Here is a 14,553-nt window from a genome sequence, read left to right as displayed (position 1 = left end):
GCATACGAGGTTATAGGCGCCCACCGACAACCGGACCGCCCCGAGAAAGCGAGCGCCCCCCACGCACCCGCCAGAGCCGACCTACCCTTGCTGCCTTCCGGCCCTGGGGGAGTTCAGTCAGATAGCGCCGCGTGAGGGGCTGGGCCACACGTTACCCGATCCGGGGGCCCGAGAACGAGTTCGCAAGCACGCTCCGACGTCATGTAATGTTTGCCGCGGAGGATTCGCCTAGAGGCCTAGGGCGCACGCTTGGAAAGCGTGTTGGGGGCAACCCCTCACGAGTTCGAATCTCGTATCCTCCGCCAGTGCCTCACCGGGCACGATGTCGAAGGGCCCCCTGGAAACAGGGGGCCCTTCGACGTTGTCCGGCGTCGCCGTCCTCGCGGTCGTCCCCGCCCGTGTCGTACGCCACAGGGTCAGGGCAGGATCCGGATCCGCCTCGACTCGCTCACCTGGTCCACCTCCGTCACGCGGACCGCCGCCTTCCTGGTCCAGGTGCCCGGGAGGGGGAGGGTGAGGGGGTCGGCGCTCCAGTAGCCGCCGCGGTCGACGTGCTCGGCGGCGATCGGGCCGATCTTCCGGTCGGGGAGCGTGAAGGAGAGGCGCGGTCAAGGACAGGGTGACGGTGCGGGGCGCGCGGGAGGACGGTGCCGTCGCCGGGGTCGGTGGAGCGGAGGGCGGCGTGGGCGGACGCCGGTCCGGCGCCGCCGAGGACCAACAGGACCAGCACGGCCGCCGACGGAACCGGCCCCCGTGCCCTTCGGAACCTCGGGGCCGGACCGCCACGCCTCGGGGCCGGACCGCCACGCCTCACGTCGCGCCTCCGCCGCCGGGCCCCACCGCTTCGGGAGTACGTACGGACGCGGGCGCCGTCGCGCTCACCGCGGGGCCGGGCCGGCCCTCACCACGTCGGGCGGGCCGTGACCCCGCCGTCCACCACCAGGTCGTGGCCCGTGATCCAGGACGCCAGCCGCGAGGCGAGGAACACGCACGCGTCGCCCACGTCCTCCGGGCGCCCCAGCCGTCCGGTGGGCGCCGCCCGTCGCCACCGCCGTACGCCGTCCGGCCAGGTCTCCTCCAGCCCTTCCCGGTCGATGAGGCCGGGCGAGACGGAGTTGACCCGCACGCCCCACGGGCCGTACTCCAGGGCCGCCGAACGGGCGTGCGCCACGACCGCCGCCTTGGAGGCGCCGTAGTGCGCGTGGCCGGGAGCGGGGGCGCCGGCCTCGACGGAGGCGATGTGGGTGACCGTGCCGCCGCCGTCCTGGGCCCGCATGATCCCGGCGGCGGCCTGGGTGCACGCGAAGACGCCGGTGAGGTTGGTGTCCACCACGGTCCGCCACTCGGCGGCCGTCATCCCGGCCAGCTCCCGCACCGGCTGCACGCCCGCGTTGTTGACCAGCGCCGTCAGCCGTCCGCCGCCCCAGTCGGCGGCCTCCTCCACCAGGCGCCGGCAGGCGTCCTCGTCGGTGAGGTCGGCCCGCAGCACCACCGCCCGGCCGCCGTGCCCCCGGATCCGCGCGACCGCCTCCCGTGCCGCCCGGACGCCCGTGCGGCAGTGCAGCGCGACCGCCGCGCCCTCCTCGGCGAACCGCAGCGCGATGCCCCGGCCGATGCCGCCGCCCGCGCCGGTGACCAGGGCGACCTGTCCGTCGAGGAGCGTCATGGCCGGCACAGTCCCACGATCCGGGCGGCCTCGGCCGGATAGCGCGCCGTGAGGACGGCCGGGTCGCCGTGCTCGTAGTCCCCGTAGGTGAATCCGGGCGCCATCGTGCAGCCGAACAGCGTCCACGCGCCGCCCGCCGCGACCCGGCCGCCCATCCAGGTCCCGGCGGGGACGGTGAACTGCACGTGCTGCCCGCCCAGGACGTCCGGTCCGAGCACCGCCGTGCGCGCGCCGCCGTCCGGGCCGAGGAGCAGCAGTTCCAGCGGATCGCCGAGGTAGAAGTGCCAGACCTCGTCGGCGGGCAGGCGGTGCAGGGCGGAGAAGTCGTCCGGGCGGGCGGTCAGCAGGGCGACGACGGCGGAGCCGGTGGGGCGTCCGTCCGGGCGCGGCGGACCGGCCCAGGTGCGCCGGAACAGGCCGCCCTCGCGCGGGATCGGCTCCAGCCCGTAGTGCGCGACGAGATCCTCAGGGGTCACCGGGGTCACCCGCCGAAGGCTACCTCCCGGCGCAGGAACGCGAGTTGGGCCTTCTTCTCGGGCAGGTACACGTCCGGCAGGTCGATCTCGGGCAGCACGACCCGCGGCCCGGCGGTGAAGCCCTGCTTGAGGAAGCGGGCGATCGCCTTGTCGTTGCGCACGTCCGGGTCGACCACGATCCGCTCGCGGTCCAGTCCCAGCAGGACGTAGGCGACGAGGGCCCGCGACAGCGCGGCGGTCCAGCCGGGCCGCGCGCCGTCCTTCCCGGCCGGGGCGAGCAGCAGGTGGACGCCGATGTCGCCGGGTTCGACGTCGTAGCACTCGCTCACCCGGTCGGCCCCGGGTTCGTAGGTCTGGAACAGGGCGACGGGCTCGCCGTCCCGGACCACCAGGAAGGCGTGGTGGGTGTCGAGGCCGGCCATGTGGGCGTAGATCCCGGCGACCTGGTCCCGGGTGAGGCCGTTCATGCCCCAGAAGGCGGCCCGCTCCTCGCTCACCCAGCGGTGGACCACCCCGGCGTCCGCGGTGGGGTCGAGGGGCAGGATCCGGACGGTGCCGAAACCGTCGAGCACCTGCTCGTGGACGGCGGGACGGGAGAGGTACGGGTCAGACATCGGACTCCTTCACGAGCCGGTCGAAGTCGGTGACCACCGGGACGAGTTCCCCGGCGAGCCACAGGGGCTGCTGGTCGCGGTGGTGGGGCGAGCCGGGGAGGCCCGAGGCGCCGTGGGGGACCACCCAGCGGCTGTCCTGCCGGTCGGCCAGGTCCCAGACGTACCGGGCGGCGGGGCCGCGGGCGGCGCGGTCGGTGAGGCCGGGGACCGCGGAGGTGCACAGCACGCAGTCGTGGTCGCCGGACAGGCCGGGTTCCTCCGCGGAGGCGTCCGGCAGCGCCCGCCAGGGGGCGAGGCGGTGGGTGTCGCCCCAGGTGCCCGTGGGTTCCCGGGCGGCCACCTCCTCCAGGGCCGCGCGGACGGTGCCGGCGCGGTCGATGCCGTACAGGTCCTCGGCGCGCAGCAGGTGTTCGAGTGCGTAGGCGACGCGCGGCACGAGCGCGAGCCACGGCAGGAACACCTCGGGGTAGGCGGGCGCCGCGGCGGCCTCGGCGAAGGCCGGGTGGGCCGCCAGGCGCCGTACGACCGCGCCGCGCACGGCCGCGTAGGCCGCCGCGCCGGTGCTGTCGGCGTCCATGCGGCGGTCCCAGGCGAGGAGGCGGTCGCGCAGGGCGCGGGCCGCGGGGGTCAGGCCGTCGAGGGCCGCCAGCAGGTCGAGGAGCGGGGCGGCGGAGGCGAGGTGGGTGTCGGTGTGGATCGCGGACATGCCGGCGGCCGACCAGCGGTCCTCGGCGGCGAGCAGGGCGGCGATGCGCTCGGCGCGGTGCGGCGGGGCGAACTCGACGCCGAGGGGGGCGGCCGGGCCGCGCTGGTTGGCCATCACGGCGACGCCGTCGGTGAGGCCCGCGCGGGGCGTCTCGTGCCAGCCGGTCCACTCGTGCCCGGGCTCCCACGCGGGCACGGTGCGTACGCCGTTGGCGGCCGCGCGCACCGGCACGCGGCCCGCGACCCGGTGCAGCAGCCCGCCCTCGGTGTCGGCGGCCTGCACGACGTTGACCGGTTCCACCCACGCGTCCAGGGCGCGGTCCACGTCGGCGGCCCGGCGGGCCCGCAGCAGCGGCAGCAGGGCGGAGAAGCCCAGGTCGGCGGCGACGCGCGGCGGGTGACGCAGGCTCAGGGCGAGCGGGGTGCCGTCGTCCAGACCCTCGGGCCCGCCGGCGATCACCGGGCCCCGGTCGGTCTCGACGACCTCGACCTCGACGGGCTCCTCCCCCGCGACCCGGATCAGCTCGGTGTGCCGGGCGGCCCGGTGCCAGCGGCCGTCGGGGCCCAGCGCCTCGACGCCGGCGCCGGTGCGGCGCAGCCGTTCGCGGTACAGGTCCTGGTAGTCGGCCATGGCGTTGGTGATGGCCCAGGCGACGGTGCCGGTGTGGCCGAAGTGGGCGATGCCGGGGACTCCGGGCACGGCGAGGCCGACGACGTCGAACTCCGGGCAGGACAGGTGGATCTGCTGGTAGACGCCGGGTTCCTCGATGTAGCGGTGCGGGTCGCCGGCGATGACCGCGTGCCCGGTCACGGTCCGTTCGCCGCTCACCAGCCAGCCGTTGCTGCCGGCGGTGCCGGGTCCGTCGGTGGCGAACAGGGCGACGGAGTCCGGTCCGAGGTGCCCGGCGATGTGCTCGCGCCAGAGCTTGGCGGGGAACCCGGCGAAGAGGATGTGGGTGGAGAGCCAGACGGCGAGCGGGGTCCAGGGCTCCCAGCGGCCGGGGGCGAGGCCGGTGCGCGCGAACTCGGGGGCGGGGGCGTCCCGGGCGAGCGACTCGTTGACGCCGTCGGTGTACGCCCGTACCCAGGCGGCCGTCTCCGGGTCCCGTTCCTCCAGGGCCGCGAAGCAGCGCCGGGCGGTGTCGGCCAGCAGGGCCCGGCGGGCGAACCGGTCCCAGGGCAGGGCCTCCGCTCCGAGGAAGGACGCCGAGGTGCCCTGGGCGCGGTGCCGTTCGACCTCCAGCTGCCAGGCCCGGTCGCGGGCGGTCACGCGGCCCTGGGCGCGGGCGAGTTCGTGCACGCCGTCCGCGCGCAGGTGCGGTATCCCCCAGGCGTCGCGGTATATCTCGGCGCTCACCCCTGTGCCCCTACTTTCCTTTAGGTTAGGCTCACCTAAGTCATACGTCGTGGCGGAATCGTACGCGAAGGGTGAAGAGCCGATGGGGCAGGGGCGGGGCTGGGAAGGCGCGGTCCTCAGGCTGATGCGCGCGAAGGACTTCACGTTCACCGTGACGGACGCCGAGGACGTGACCCCGGACTTCCGGCGGCTGCGGCTGTCCGACGGCGGGATGCTGGCGGCGACCGGCGTCCACCCCACGATGTGGGTGCGGCTCTGGTTCGACGACGCGGGCAAGCCGCACCAGCGGGCGTACACGCTGGTCGACCCGGACCCGGCGGCCGGCACCTTCGGCCTGGAGTTCGCCCTGCACGAGGGGTGCGCCAGCGACTGGGCGCGGGCCGCGAAGCCCGGCGACACCATCGAGGCGACGGTCCAGGGCACCGGCTTCCAGCACCCCGACCCGGCGCCCTCGCGCCTCTTCGCCGTCGCCGACCCGGCGTCCCTGCCGGCCCTCAACTCGCTGCTCGACGCGCTGGACACGGTCCCGGCGACCATCTGGTTCGAGGGCGAGACCACCGGCCTGCCCCTGCGCACCGATCCGGCCCGGCACGAGATCCGCACGGTCCCGCGCCGCGACGGGGGCGCCCGCCTGGTCGCCGAGGTGCGGGAGGCGCTGCCCGGGCTGCTCCGCGACACCACCGAGCCGTACGTCTGGATCGCCTGCGACACGGCGACGACCCGCGCCCTGTCCACCCACGTCCGCAAGGACCTGGGCGTGCCGAAGCAGCGGGTGAACGCGCTGGGGTACTGGCGCGCGACCTGATCCCGCGCGCGCGGCCGCCCGGCTCCGACAAGCGGGAGGCACAGGTCTTCCCGGCCCCGCCGGGCAGGAAGTCCGGCATCCGCCCCGAGGACCGGGGCGGCGGGCGGCGGGAACGTCGCGCCCGGACCGGGGCGGCCGGGCCCGGCCCCTGGCCGCGGCCCCGGAGCCGCCCGCGCGGTCAGCCCACCGGACCGCTCCAGGTGGCGGGGACGTCACGGCCGCACCCAGCATGGACCATGACCGAGCCACCGAACAGCTCCCCCGGGGGCCCGCCGTACGACGACCGCGGGGTCCACGCCCGGCACGGGACCCGCACCGGACCCCCCGGCGGACACGAGCCCGAACCGCCCTTCGAAGGGCCCCTGCACCTGCTGTCCCGCACCGCCTGGCAGACGGTCCTGCTCACCGGGATCGCCTCGCTGGTGCTCGGCGTGCTGGTCCTGGTCTGGCCGGGCGCGTCCCTGCTCGTCGCCGGTGTGCTGTTCGGCCTCTACCTCCTCGTCAGCGGCGTCCTGCAGCTCGCGGCCGCGTTCGGCACGCACAGCAGGACCTCGCTGCGGGTCCTCGCGTTCATCAGCGGGGCCGTGTCGATCCTGCTGGGTCTGTTCTGCTTCCGCGGCCCGCTCCAGTCGGTCCTGCTGCTCGCGCTGTGGATCGGCATCGGCTGGCTGTTCCGCGGCATCACCCAGACCGTGGCCGCCGTCCACGACCCGGCGATGCCCGCGCGCGGCTGGCAGATCTTCCTCGGGATCGTCACCGTGCTCGCCGGTATCGTCCTGATCGACTCTCCGGTCGAGTCGGTCGCCGTCCTCACGCTGGTCGGCGGCTGGTGGCTCGTCGCCGTCGGCGTGGTCGAGATCGTCACGTCCCTGGGCATCCGCAGCCGGGCCCGCCGGGTCCCGCACACCGTGTGAACGGCGTGCGCCGGGCGGGGACACGGACCCGCGTGAGCCCCGTTCCGCACGCCACCGCCCCGGACCGCGCCGAACGCACGCCACGCGCCGTCCGCGCCGTCCGCGCCGTCCGCGCCGGGCGCCCCGTGCGAACAGCGGCCGCCCGCACGGGAGGAGAGGCGTGACCGACGGAGAAAACAGCGGTCACCGCGCCCGGGCGGGACGTTCCCGCAGCCACCCCGCCGGGGTCCCCTTCCCGTTTGCCCTCGTTTACGGCGTCTTTTCCGGCGCCGCACTGCGCCGCCATGGCTGCGCCCGCGACGCCCGGGCCGGTAGGCTTTCCGTGTGATCTTCAAGCGCATCGGAAACGGCCGGCCGTACCCCGACCACGGCCGGGAGAGCACCCGGCAGTGGGCGGACGTCGCGCCGCGCCCGGTCCGCCTCGATCAGCTCGTGACGACGAAGGGTCAACTGGACCTGGAAACCCTCCTCGCCGAGGACTCCACGTTCTACGGCGACCTCTTCGCGCACGTCGTGAAGTGGCAGGGCGACCTGTATCTGGAGGACGGCCTCCACCGCGCGGTCCGCGCGGCGCTGCAGCAGCGCCAGGTGCTGCACGCGCGCGTCCTCGAACTCGACTGACCGGGACCCGCGGCGGCCTCCCCACCGGCCTCCGCAACACCGTGGCTTGACCCTTTCGGGTGACATTGCGCCGAACCACGGATCACCGACTGATCATCTAATAGGCATCGCCGTCCGGGCGCACTACGCTGCGCCCATGAGCATGCTGACTCCCCCTGGCATGGGCGGCCAGTACAAGATCACGGGGGACAAGTACCCGCGGATGCGACCGGCCCGCCGACGCGGCAGGCTCGCGTTCGCCGCCGTCGCCTGTGCCACCGTCCTCGGGGTCCTCGGCTGGGGCACGATGCAGCTCATCGACGTCTTCACCGGCGGCGACGAGGCGTCGGCGGCCGGTGCCGCGGCGGGCTGCCGGGCCGCCCCGGCCCGCGCGAGCGCGTCGCCCGCCGCCGCGGCCGTGCCGAAGCCGGCGCAGGTCACCGTCAACGTGCTCAACGCGACGACCCGCGGCGGCCTCGCCCAGCAGACCGCCGACGAGCTGAAGAAGCGCGGCTTCCGCATCGGCGACGTGGGCAACGCGCCCAAGGAGTTCGACAAGAAGCTCGACGCCTCCGGCGTGCTGCTCGGGCCCGCCTCGGCTTTGAAGGGATCGCTGCCCGTGCTCGGCACCCAGCTCCCGGCCGCCGAGCGCCGCACCGACGCGGCCCGCGGGGGAACCGCCGTGGACCTGATCATCGGCAACGGCTTCAAGGGACTGGCGAAGCCGGCGGACGCCGACGCGGCGCTGGCCCGGCTGACCGCGCCGCAGCCGACGCCCGCCGCGGAGAAGAAGGGCTGCTGAGCAGCCGTACGGACGCGCCGCGAGCGGCTACTCGGCCGCTCCGTACATCCGGTCGCCCGCGTCGCCGAGGCCCGGCACGATGTAGCCCTGGTCGTTGAGGCGCTCGTCGACCGAGGCCGTCACGACCGTCACCGGAGTACCGGCCAGCTCGCGCTCCATCACCTCGACGCCCTCGGGGGCCGCCAGCAGCACCACGGCCGTGACGTCGTCGGCGCCGCGCTTGATCAGCTCCCGGATGGAGGCGACCAGCGTGCCGCCGGTGGCCAGCATCGGGTCCAGGACGTACACCTGGCGTCCGGACAGGTCGTCCGGCATGCGGGTGGCGTAGGTGGAGGCCTGCAGCGTCTCCTCGTTGCGCACCATGCCGAGGAAACCCACCTCGGCGGTCGGCAGCAGCCGGACCATGCCGTCGAGCATGCCGAGGCCGGCGCGCAGGATCGGCACCACCAGCGGGCGCGGGTGGGAGAGCTTGACGCCGGTGGTCTGCGTGACCGGCGTCTGGATGTCGACCTGTTCGGTGCGCACGTCGCGCGTGGCCTCGTAGGCGAGCAGGGTGACCAGCTCGTCGGCGAGACGGCGGAAGGTCGCGGAGTCGGTGCGCTGGTCGCGCAGCGTGGTGAGCTTGTGGGCGACCAGGGGGTGGTCGACGACGTGGAGACGCATGTCCCCCACAGTAACCGGGCCCCGCCGCACCGGCGTCCCCGCGCCCGGGCAGACCCGTGACGGGCGCTTCACCCGCTCACCGGCGTCAAACCGTCCGTCCGGGGGAAGGTGGGAGGGACGGACGCGGGGTGGTGAGACTGTGCCTGACCGGGACACGCACGACACGTCGTCCCCGAGCGAGGAGCCGGGGAAACGGCGGACGACGGGGACACGGCCGAGGACGGGGCCGGAGCACGGGCCGGGACCGGGGCCGGGGCCGGAGTACCGGCCGGGGCCGGAGGCGGAGGCCGAGCGCCGCCGGCGCCGGGCCCAGTTCCTGCGCGACCTCGCCGAGGCCCGGGAGCTGCGGGACCGCGTCCAGCCGCGCCGCGCCAAGGCCGCCCGGCTGCGCCACGCGATGCGCATGCGCACGTTCCGCTGGTGACGCGCGGGCCCGCTCCAGGGCCCGTCGGGGGAAGATCGCGCGCCGCGCCGACGGCACGGGAACGCGGTGCACGGCCCCGCGGAAAAGCCGCGTACGATCCGCGAGTGGCGGCACGCACTGCGCCACCGGGTCCGGTTCGGACACGTACGCACGGACCCGCGATCGAAACGGCGGGACACAGGGCGCCGAAGACGTCCCCCGAGGGCCTTGTTTCTGCCACGATTCCGAGTGGGTGGGGCTCGGAGGAACGCTTGCCCCGCCCACAGCCTCCGCCGGGGGGACCCCCAACCGGCACGCCTATGACCAGTGGGAGAGTCACGGTGTACTTCGCCGCACTGCTCGCGCGCACCGAAGACGGGTGGGAAGCGAGCGACACGGAGCTCGACGATGTGGAGACCCTGTCGGATCTGGCCGACCTGGCCCGGGAAGCCTCTCCCGACGAGGACACGGTGCTCGTGCTGATCGAACAGGAGGACGCGTGGTTCGGAGTCGTCCGCGTGGACGGCGAGGAGGATCCGCGCATCTACGTCTCGGACGCCGCCGCGGCCGCCCGCAGCAGCTACGGGGAGATCCTGCTCACCGACGAGCTGCTCGGCCGGGATCCCGGTGACGACGCCACCGACCTCGACGCCCTCGACCTCGACGGCACGGAGGACGGTGAGTCCGATGACGACGACGGTGCCGACGGCGACGACGACGCGGCCGCGGGCCCCGGCGAGTCCGCCGTGCCGCACGGCCCCGTCGGCGACGCGGAGGTCCTCGAGGACCTCGGCGTGAGCGAGAAGGAGCTGCGGTCGATGTCCGGGGACGCGGTCGGTGAGATCGCCGAGGCGCTGGGCGCCTCCGAGGTGCTGGAGACGGTCCGCTGACCGCACCGATCGACGAGGGACCCGGTCCGGTGCCGACGGAACCGGGCCGGGAACCGGCCGTGCCGGACCCGGTGCGCGACCGGTGGCGGCCCGCGATGCGGCTCGCCCTGGCCGAGGCCGGGCACGCCGCCCGGGACGGGGACGTTCCGGTCGGCGCCGTCGTGCTGGCCCCGGACGGCAGCACCGTGCTGGCGGCCGGGCACAACGAACGCGAGGCCACCGGTGACCCGACCGCCCACGCGGAGGTGCTGGCGATCCGGCGGGCCGCGGCCCGGCTCGGCGACCGGTGGCGGCTGACCGGCTGCACGCTCGTCGTCACCCTGGAGCCGTGCACGATGTGCGCGGGCGCGCTCGTGCAGTCCCGGGTGGACCGCGTCGTCTACGGCGCCCGCGACGACAAGGCGGGCGCGGCCGGCTCCCTGTGGGACGTCGTCCGCGACCGGCGGCTCAACCACCGGCCCGAGGTGATCGAGGGCGTGCTCGCCGAGGACTGCGCCCTGCTGCTCACCGACTTCTTCCGCGACCGCTGACGTACGCCGCCGGGGCCCGGATATCGATTTCGAACCATGCCGCACTGTGCTGTAAGGTCTCTCTCGGTAGCGTGTCCGAGCGGCCGAAGGAGCTCGCCTCGAAAGCGAGTGTGGCGCAAGTCACCGAGGGTTCAAATCCCTCCGCTACCGCAGCAGAAGGGCCCGATCTTTCAGATCGGGCCCTTCGTCTTTCCCGGGTGACGGCGCGGCCGGCCACCGGAACGAGGCATTGATCGCACACGGGAGCGGACGGCTACACTCACCGCCGGTAGCGCAGAGTCCGAGGAAGTCCCAGGGGGAGGCCGCGGTGGCGGTGAACGCGAAGAAGATCGCCGTCTACGTGCTCGTGGTCTTCGTGCTGTACGTGATCATCACGGACCCGGCCAAGGCCGCCGACTACGTCCAGATCGGGTTCCAGGGCATCTCCGACGCCGCGGGAGCGGTGGGCGACTTCATGACCTGGGCCGCCAACGGAGGAAAGTGATGATCCGTCACCTGGTGCTGTTCAAGCTCGACGAGGGCGTCGAGCGTGACGACCCGCGCGTCGTGAAGGGTGTCGAGGCCTTCCGGGCCCTCGGCGGCCAGATCGAGGAGCTGCGCTTCTGGGAGTGCGCCTGGAACATCAGCGACCGCCCCATCGCCTACGACTTCGCCATCAACTCCGCCGTGGACGACACCGACGCCCTGCGGCGCTACCTGGACCATCCGGCGCACCAGGCGGGCGTCGCGCTGTGGCGCGAGTTCGCCACCTGGGTGATCGCCGACTACGAGTTCTGAGGCACCGCGCGCCCCCAGCCCCCCGCCGTTCCCGGCGGGGGGCTGGTCCGCGTACGGGAACCGCCTCGCCCCGTACACCCCGAATGCCCTCAACACGGCGTTATGGGGTACTTGCGCACGGTGCACATGTCTTGTGATGCTATGACCGCTTTTGACGGAGAGTTGACCGATGAGTTGATGGATCACGAGGTGGAGTTGACCGTGCCGGCCAGTACTGCGCCTCAGGCACCGCCCGCACCCCCCGCACCCCCCGCACAGGCCCAGGAAGCACCCGCGGGGCACGCCACGCCACAGCGCAGCCGGGGTGCCGACACCCGGGCCCTCACCCAGGTGCTCTTCGGACAGCTCAAGGGACTCGAGCCGGGCACGCCGGAGCACGACCGCGTGCGCGCGGCGCTCATCGAGGCCAACCTCCCGCTGGTGCGCTACGCCGCCGCGCGCTTCCGCTCGCGCAACGAGCCGATGGAGGACGTGGTCCAGGTCGGCACCATCGGGCTCATCAACGCCATCGACCGCTTCGACCCGGACCGCGGCGTGCAGTTCCCGACCTTCGCCATGCCCACGGTGGTCGGCGAGATCAAGCGCTACTTCCGCGACAACGTGCGCACCGTGCACGTACCGCGCCGGCTGCACGAGCTGTGGGTGCAGGTCAACAGCGCGACCGAGGACCTGACGACCGCCTTCGGGCGCTCCCCGACCACCGCCGAGATCGCCGAGCGGCTGCGCATCGGCGAGGACGAGGTGCTCTCCTGCATCGAGGCGGGACGCTCGTACCACGCCACCTCGCTGGAGGCCGCGCAGGAGGGCGACGGGCTGCCCGGGCTGCTCGACCGGCTCGGCTACGAGGACCCCGCGCTGGACGGCGTCGAGCACCGCGACCTCGTCCGCCACCTGCTCGTCCAGCTCCCGGAGCGCGAGCAGCGCATCCTGCTGCTGCGCTACTACAGCAACCTCACCCAGTCGCAGATCAGCGCGGAACTCGGCGTCTCCCAGATGCACGTGTCGCGGCTCCTGGCGCGCAGTTTCCAGCGGTTGAGATCCGCCAACCGGATCGACGCGTAATCCGGACGCGCCATCCGGCGCACATCCGAAAGCATGAGCGAGCAGTCACCGCTGCGAGCGAATCGCTCACCAGGGCCGATGCGGGCGGATTCCGTCCGACAGTCCGTCAGACCCCCTCTTTCCAGGGGGTTTTCGCGTCTCGGATGTCGACATGTCACTACAGCGCGTTGCCGACATGTGACATTCTGCCGGAAGCGCGTTTGCCGGGGCTTCGGCGCCGGTATTCAGGTGAAGGCTGCGTTCCCACCGTGGGAGCGTGCGCCGCGACCGTCCCGCGACCCAAAGGGGGTGGCATGTCCGTAGACCAGGGCAGCTCGAAGGTGCTCGCGCTCGCGGAGAGCGAGACCGCGCCCGACGCGCTCCAGGCGCTCGGCTCCATCGATGACGTCCCGACCCTCGACGCCGTGCCGGCTCAGGCCCTCCCGGCAGCCGAAGCCCCCGCCCTGGCGGCCTCGACGACCATCGACACCCGCACCCTGTCCCGCTCCCTGTTCCTGCGGCTCGCCGCCCTCGACGAGGACAGCCCGGAGCGCGCGTACGTCCGGGACACCCTGATCGAGCTCAACCTCCCGCTGGTGCGCTACGCCGCCGCGCGCTTCCGCTCGCGCAACGAGCCGATGGAGGACATCGTCCAGGTCGGCACCATCGGACTGATCAAGGCGATCGACCGCTTCGACTGCGAGCGGGGCGTGGAGTTCCCGACCTTCGCGATGCCGACGGTCGTGGGCGAGATCAAGCGGTTCTTCCGGGACACCTCGTGGTCGGTGCGCGTCCCGCGCCGGCTCCAGGAGCTGCGCCTGGCGCTGACCAAGGCCAGCGACGAGCTCTCCCAGAAGCTGGACCGCTCCCCGACGGTCGGCGAGCTGGCCGCCGTGCTGGGCGTGTCCGAGGAGGACGTCGTCGACGGCCTCGCGGTCGGCAACGCCTACACCGCCTCCTCGCTGGACTCCCCCGCCCCGGAGGACGACGGCGGCGAGGGCTCGCTGGCGGACCGGCTCGGCTACGAGGACACGGCGCTGGAGGGCGTGGAGTACCGCGAGTCCCTCAAGCCGCTGCTGGCCAAGCTGCCGCCGCGGGAGCGGCGGATCATCATGCTGCGCTTCTTCGCCAACATGACCCAGTCGCAGATCGGCGAGGAGGTCGGCATCTCGCAGATGCACGTCTCCCGGCTGCTCACCCGCACCCTGGCGCAGCTGCGCGAGGGCCTCATCTCCGACTGAGGACCGAACGGACCGGAGCGGACCGGACCCGCCCCGCCGTCGGCCGGCGGGGCCCCACGACGGCAAGACGACAGCAAGACGACAGCAAGGCGACCGCCGCGGCACCCCTGGGTGCCGCGGCGGTCGCGTGGTCCGTGGGTCCGCTCCCCGCCCTACTTCAGCGCCAGCCAGGCCACGGCCGCGACGACCACCACGACGGCCACGACGCCGACGATCAGGCCGATGCGGGGGCCGGAGGAGGCGACGGGGTCCGCCTGCCGGGACTGGGGGGCGCCCTCGTCGACGAACGCGCGGAACATCTGGGTGCTGCCTGCGGGGTCGTAATTGCCCTGGGGGCCCTGGTTGTTAGCCATGGGCCGAGACACTAGCGAATCCGCCGGTACGGCCCAAGTGCGGGGCTCCGAAGACCCGTTGCCCCAGGCCACCGGCCCCCACCTGGATGTTTACTATCGCAATACTTGCCTTTGCCAACTTTTTATGGGCGGACCCCCGTTTTTATTTGCCTGTAGCAACCAACCGCTCGTATGGTTGCCCTAAGCAACGAATGCGGGAGGTGCGCATGGCCGAGAGGGCGCAGTACGAGGAGCTGATCCGTCAGTTCAGCGCCTTCGGCGTCGTGAAACGGGAGATGAGCCGGATCCTGCCGGCCGAGTGTCCCAGCGGATCCGCCGCCGTACTGACGCTGCTGGGCCGCCATGGCGACATGCGCATGAGCAAGCTCGCGGAGCTGCTCGCCGTGGACATGTCGGTGACCAGCCGCCATGTCGCCCACATCGCCGAGCGGGGCTGGATCGAACGCTCCCCGGACCCGGCGGACAAGCGCTCGCGCATCCTTCACCTGACGCCCGCGGGCCAGGCCCAGCTGGACGACCTGTCCGAACGGACGACCCAGCTGCTGGCCCACCGCCTGAGCGACTGGACCGACGAGGAGGTCGGCCAGCTCACCCGGCTCATGACCAGGCTCAGGGCGAGCTTCGACGACTGCCGGTCCCCCGTGGGCCGGCCCGCCGTACCACCCGCGGTCGAACAGACCACCCGTACACCCGCAGTCACCACGTAAGTAAAGGAA

At 73.5% G+C, this 14,553-nt stretch carries 18 protein-coding genes, 2 tRNA genes and 1 other RNA gene; 14 read left to right on the top strand and 7 right to left on the bottom strand.

What is annotated here, in order from left to right; translation table 11 throughout:
* Nucleotides 1-45 precede the first annotated feature (45 nt).
* An RNA gene (gene ffs, locus ACIRFH_RS07220) (signal recognition particle sRNA small type) lies at nucleotides 46-144 on the bottom strand.
* Between the two features lie 73 nt (nucleotides 145-217).
* On the opposite strand from ffs, the gene ACIRFH_RS07215 reads away from it, so the two are divergent.
* Nucleotides 218-305, top strand: a tRNA-Ser gene (locus ACIRFH_RS07215).
* 596 nt (nucleotides 306-901) lie between these two features.
* Here the strand turns inward: ACIRFH_RS07215 and ACIRFH_RS07210 are convergent.
* From ACIRFH_RS07210 to ACIRFH_RS07195, 4 genes are read right to left on the bottom strand one after another with little or no spacing between them, the layout of a single operon-like run.
* Nucleotides 902-1,666: an SDR family NAD(P)-dependent oxidoreductase gene (locus ACIRFH_RS07210; RefSeq protein ID WP_403517711.1), complete on the bottom strand. Its 765-nt coding sequence runs from the start codon at nucleotides 1,664-1,666 to the stop codon at nucleotides 902-904.
* The gene (locus tag ACIRFH_RS07205; protein ID WP_403517710.1) at nucleotides 1,663-2,142 is read right to left on the bottom strand and encodes a cupin domain-containing protein; all 480 of its coding nucleotides are present in this window, start codon (nucleotides 2,140-2,142) and stop codon (nucleotides 1,663-1,665) included. The genes ACIRFH_RS07210 and ACIRFH_RS07205 overlap by 4 nt, the downstream gene beginning before the upstream one ends.
* Before the next feature lie 5 nt (nucleotides 2,143-2,147).
* Nucleotides 2,148-2,756, bottom strand: a complete 609-nt coding sequence (locus tag ACIRFH_RS07200) for a GNAT family N-acetyltransferase (RefSeq protein WP_403517708.1) — start codon at nucleotides 2,754-2,756, stop codon at nucleotides 2,148-2,150.
* Nucleotides 2,749-4,818 (bottom strand): penicillin acylase family protein, encoded by a 2,070-nt coding sequence (locus ACIRFH_RS07195; protein ID WP_403517707.1) that lies wholly within the window; start codon nucleotides 4,816-4,818, stop codon nucleotides 2,749-2,751. Before ACIRFH_RS07195 ends, ACIRFH_RS07200 begins: the two co-directional genes overlap by 8 nt.
* A gap of 82 nt (nucleotides 4,819-4,900) precedes the next feature.
* Here ACIRFH_RS07195 and ACIRFH_RS07190 point away from each other — a divergent pair, with 82 nt between their 5' ends.
* The 4 genes from ACIRFH_RS07190 (at nucleotide 4,901) to ACIRFH_RS07175 (ending at nucleotide 7,939) form a co-directional block, all read left to right on the top strand.
* Nucleotides 4,901-5,623, top strand: a complete 723-nt coding sequence (locus tag ACIRFH_RS07190; RefSeq protein ID WP_403517705.1) for a siderophore-interacting protein — start codon at nucleotides 4,901-4,903, stop codon at nucleotides 5,621-5,623.
* A gap of 236 nt (nucleotides 5,624-5,859) precedes the next feature.
* On the top strand, nucleotides 5,860-6,537 hold the full coding sequence (locus ACIRFH_RS07185; protein ID WP_403517703.1) for an HdeD family acid-resistance protein: 678 nt from the start codon (nucleotides 5,860-5,862) through the stop codon (nucleotides 6,535-6,537).
* A 324-nt stretch (nucleotides 6,538-6,861) separates the two neighbouring features.
* Nucleotides 6,862-7,158 (top strand): type II toxin-antitoxin system VapB family antitoxin, encoded by a 297-nt coding sequence (locus ACIRFH_RS07180; protein ID WP_003999914.1) that lies wholly within the window; start codon nucleotides 6,862-6,864, stop codon nucleotides 7,156-7,158.
* A 160-nt stretch (nucleotides 7,159-7,318) separates the two neighbouring features.
* On the top strand, nucleotides 7,319-7,939 hold the full coding sequence (locus tag ACIRFH_RS07175; protein ID WP_403517791.1) for a LytR C-terminal domain-containing protein: 621 nt from the start codon (nucleotides 7,319-7,321) through the stop codon (nucleotides 7,937-7,939).
* Between the two features lie 27 nt (nucleotides 7,940-7,966).
* Here ACIRFH_RS07175 and upp read toward each other — a convergent pair whose 3' ends face one another.
* Nucleotides 7,967-8,602 (bottom strand): uracil phosphoribosyltransferase, encoded by a 636-nt coding sequence (upp, locus tag ACIRFH_RS07170; RefSeq protein WP_403517701.1) that lies wholly within the window; start codon nucleotides 8,600-8,602, stop codon nucleotides 7,967-7,969.
* 139 nt (nucleotides 8,603-8,741) lie between these two features.
* Here upp and ACIRFH_RS07165 point away from each other — a divergent pair, with 139 nt between their 5' ends.
* The 8 genes from ACIRFH_RS07165 (at nucleotide 8,742) to ACIRFH_RS07130 (ending at nucleotide 13,484) form a co-directional block, all read left to right on the top strand.
* Entirely contained in the window at nucleotides 8,742-9,026 is a 285-nt protein-coding gene (locus ACIRFH_RS07165) for a hypothetical protein (RefSeq protein WP_403517699.1), read from the top strand.
* 320 nt (nucleotides 9,027-9,346) lie between these two features.
* Entirely contained in the window at nucleotides 9,347-9,895 is a 549-nt protein-coding gene (locus ACIRFH_RS07160) for a hypothetical protein (protein WP_403517789.1), read from the top strand.
* 95 nt (nucleotides 9,896-9,990) lie between these two features.
* Nucleotides 9,991-10,425 carry a tRNA adenosine(34) deaminase TadA gene (gene tadA / locus ACIRFH_RS07155; RefSeq protein ID WP_403517787.1) on the top strand — a complete coding sequence of 145 codons (435 nt, stop codon included), beginning with the start codon at nucleotides 9,991-9,993 and terminating at the stop codon, nucleotides 10,423-10,425.
* Between the two features lie 65 nt (nucleotides 10,426-10,490).
* Nucleotides 10,491-10,575 (top strand) — tRNA-Ser (locus ACIRFH_RS07150).
* Nucleotides 10,576-10,732: 157 nt separating this feature from the next.
* Entirely contained in the window at nucleotides 10,733-10,909 is a 177-nt protein-coding gene (locus ACIRFH_RS07145) for a hypothetical protein (protein ID WP_077801305.1), read from the top strand.
* Nucleotides 10,909-11,202: a Dabb family protein gene (locus ACIRFH_RS07140; protein WP_403517698.1), complete on the top strand. Its 294-nt coding sequence runs from the start codon at nucleotides 10,909-10,911 to the stop codon at nucleotides 11,200-11,202. The genes ACIRFH_RS07145 and ACIRFH_RS07140 overlap by 1 nt, the downstream gene beginning before the upstream one ends.
* A 177-nt stretch (nucleotides 11,203-11,379) precedes the next feature.
* Nucleotides 11,380-12,264, top strand: coding sequence for an RNA polymerase sigma factor SigF (locus tag ACIRFH_RS07135; RefSeq protein ID WP_403517696.1), 885 nt, complete (start codon nucleotides 11,380-11,382; stop codon nucleotides 12,262-12,264).
* A 293-nt stretch (nucleotides 12,265-12,557) separates the two neighbouring features.
* The gene (locus tag ACIRFH_RS07130; protein WP_403517694.1) at nucleotides 12,558-13,484 is read left to right on the top strand and encodes an RNA polymerase sigma factor SigF; all 927 of its coding nucleotides are present in this window, start codon (nucleotides 12,558-12,560) and stop codon (nucleotides 13,482-13,484) included.
* A gap of 152 nt (nucleotides 13,485-13,636) precedes the next feature.
* On the opposite strand, the gene ACIRFH_RS07125 is transcribed toward ACIRFH_RS07130, so the two are convergent.
* Complete coding sequence (locus ACIRFH_RS07125) at nucleotides 13,637-13,837, bottom strand: hypothetical protein (protein ID WP_403517693.1); 201 nt, start codon at nucleotides 13,835-13,837, stop codon at nucleotides 13,637-13,639.
* Between the two features lie 206 nt (nucleotides 13,838-14,043).
* Between ACIRFH_RS07125 and ACIRFH_RS07120 the strand changes: the two genes are divergently transcribed.
* Entirely contained in the window at nucleotides 14,044-14,544 is a 501-nt protein-coding gene (locus ACIRFH_RS07120; RefSeq protein ID WP_403517691.1) for a MarR family winged helix-turn-helix transcriptional regulator, read from the top strand.
* Nucleotides 14,545-14,553 lie beyond the last annotated feature (9 nt).

The organism is Streptomyces sp. NPDC093586, assembly GCF_044764905.1.
Lineage (GTDB): Bacteria > Actinomycetota > Actinomycetes > Streptomycetales > Streptomycetaceae > Streptomyces.
Note: the sequence above shows the minus strand (reverse complement) of the source record. Positions and strands in the feature narration are given on the sequence as shown.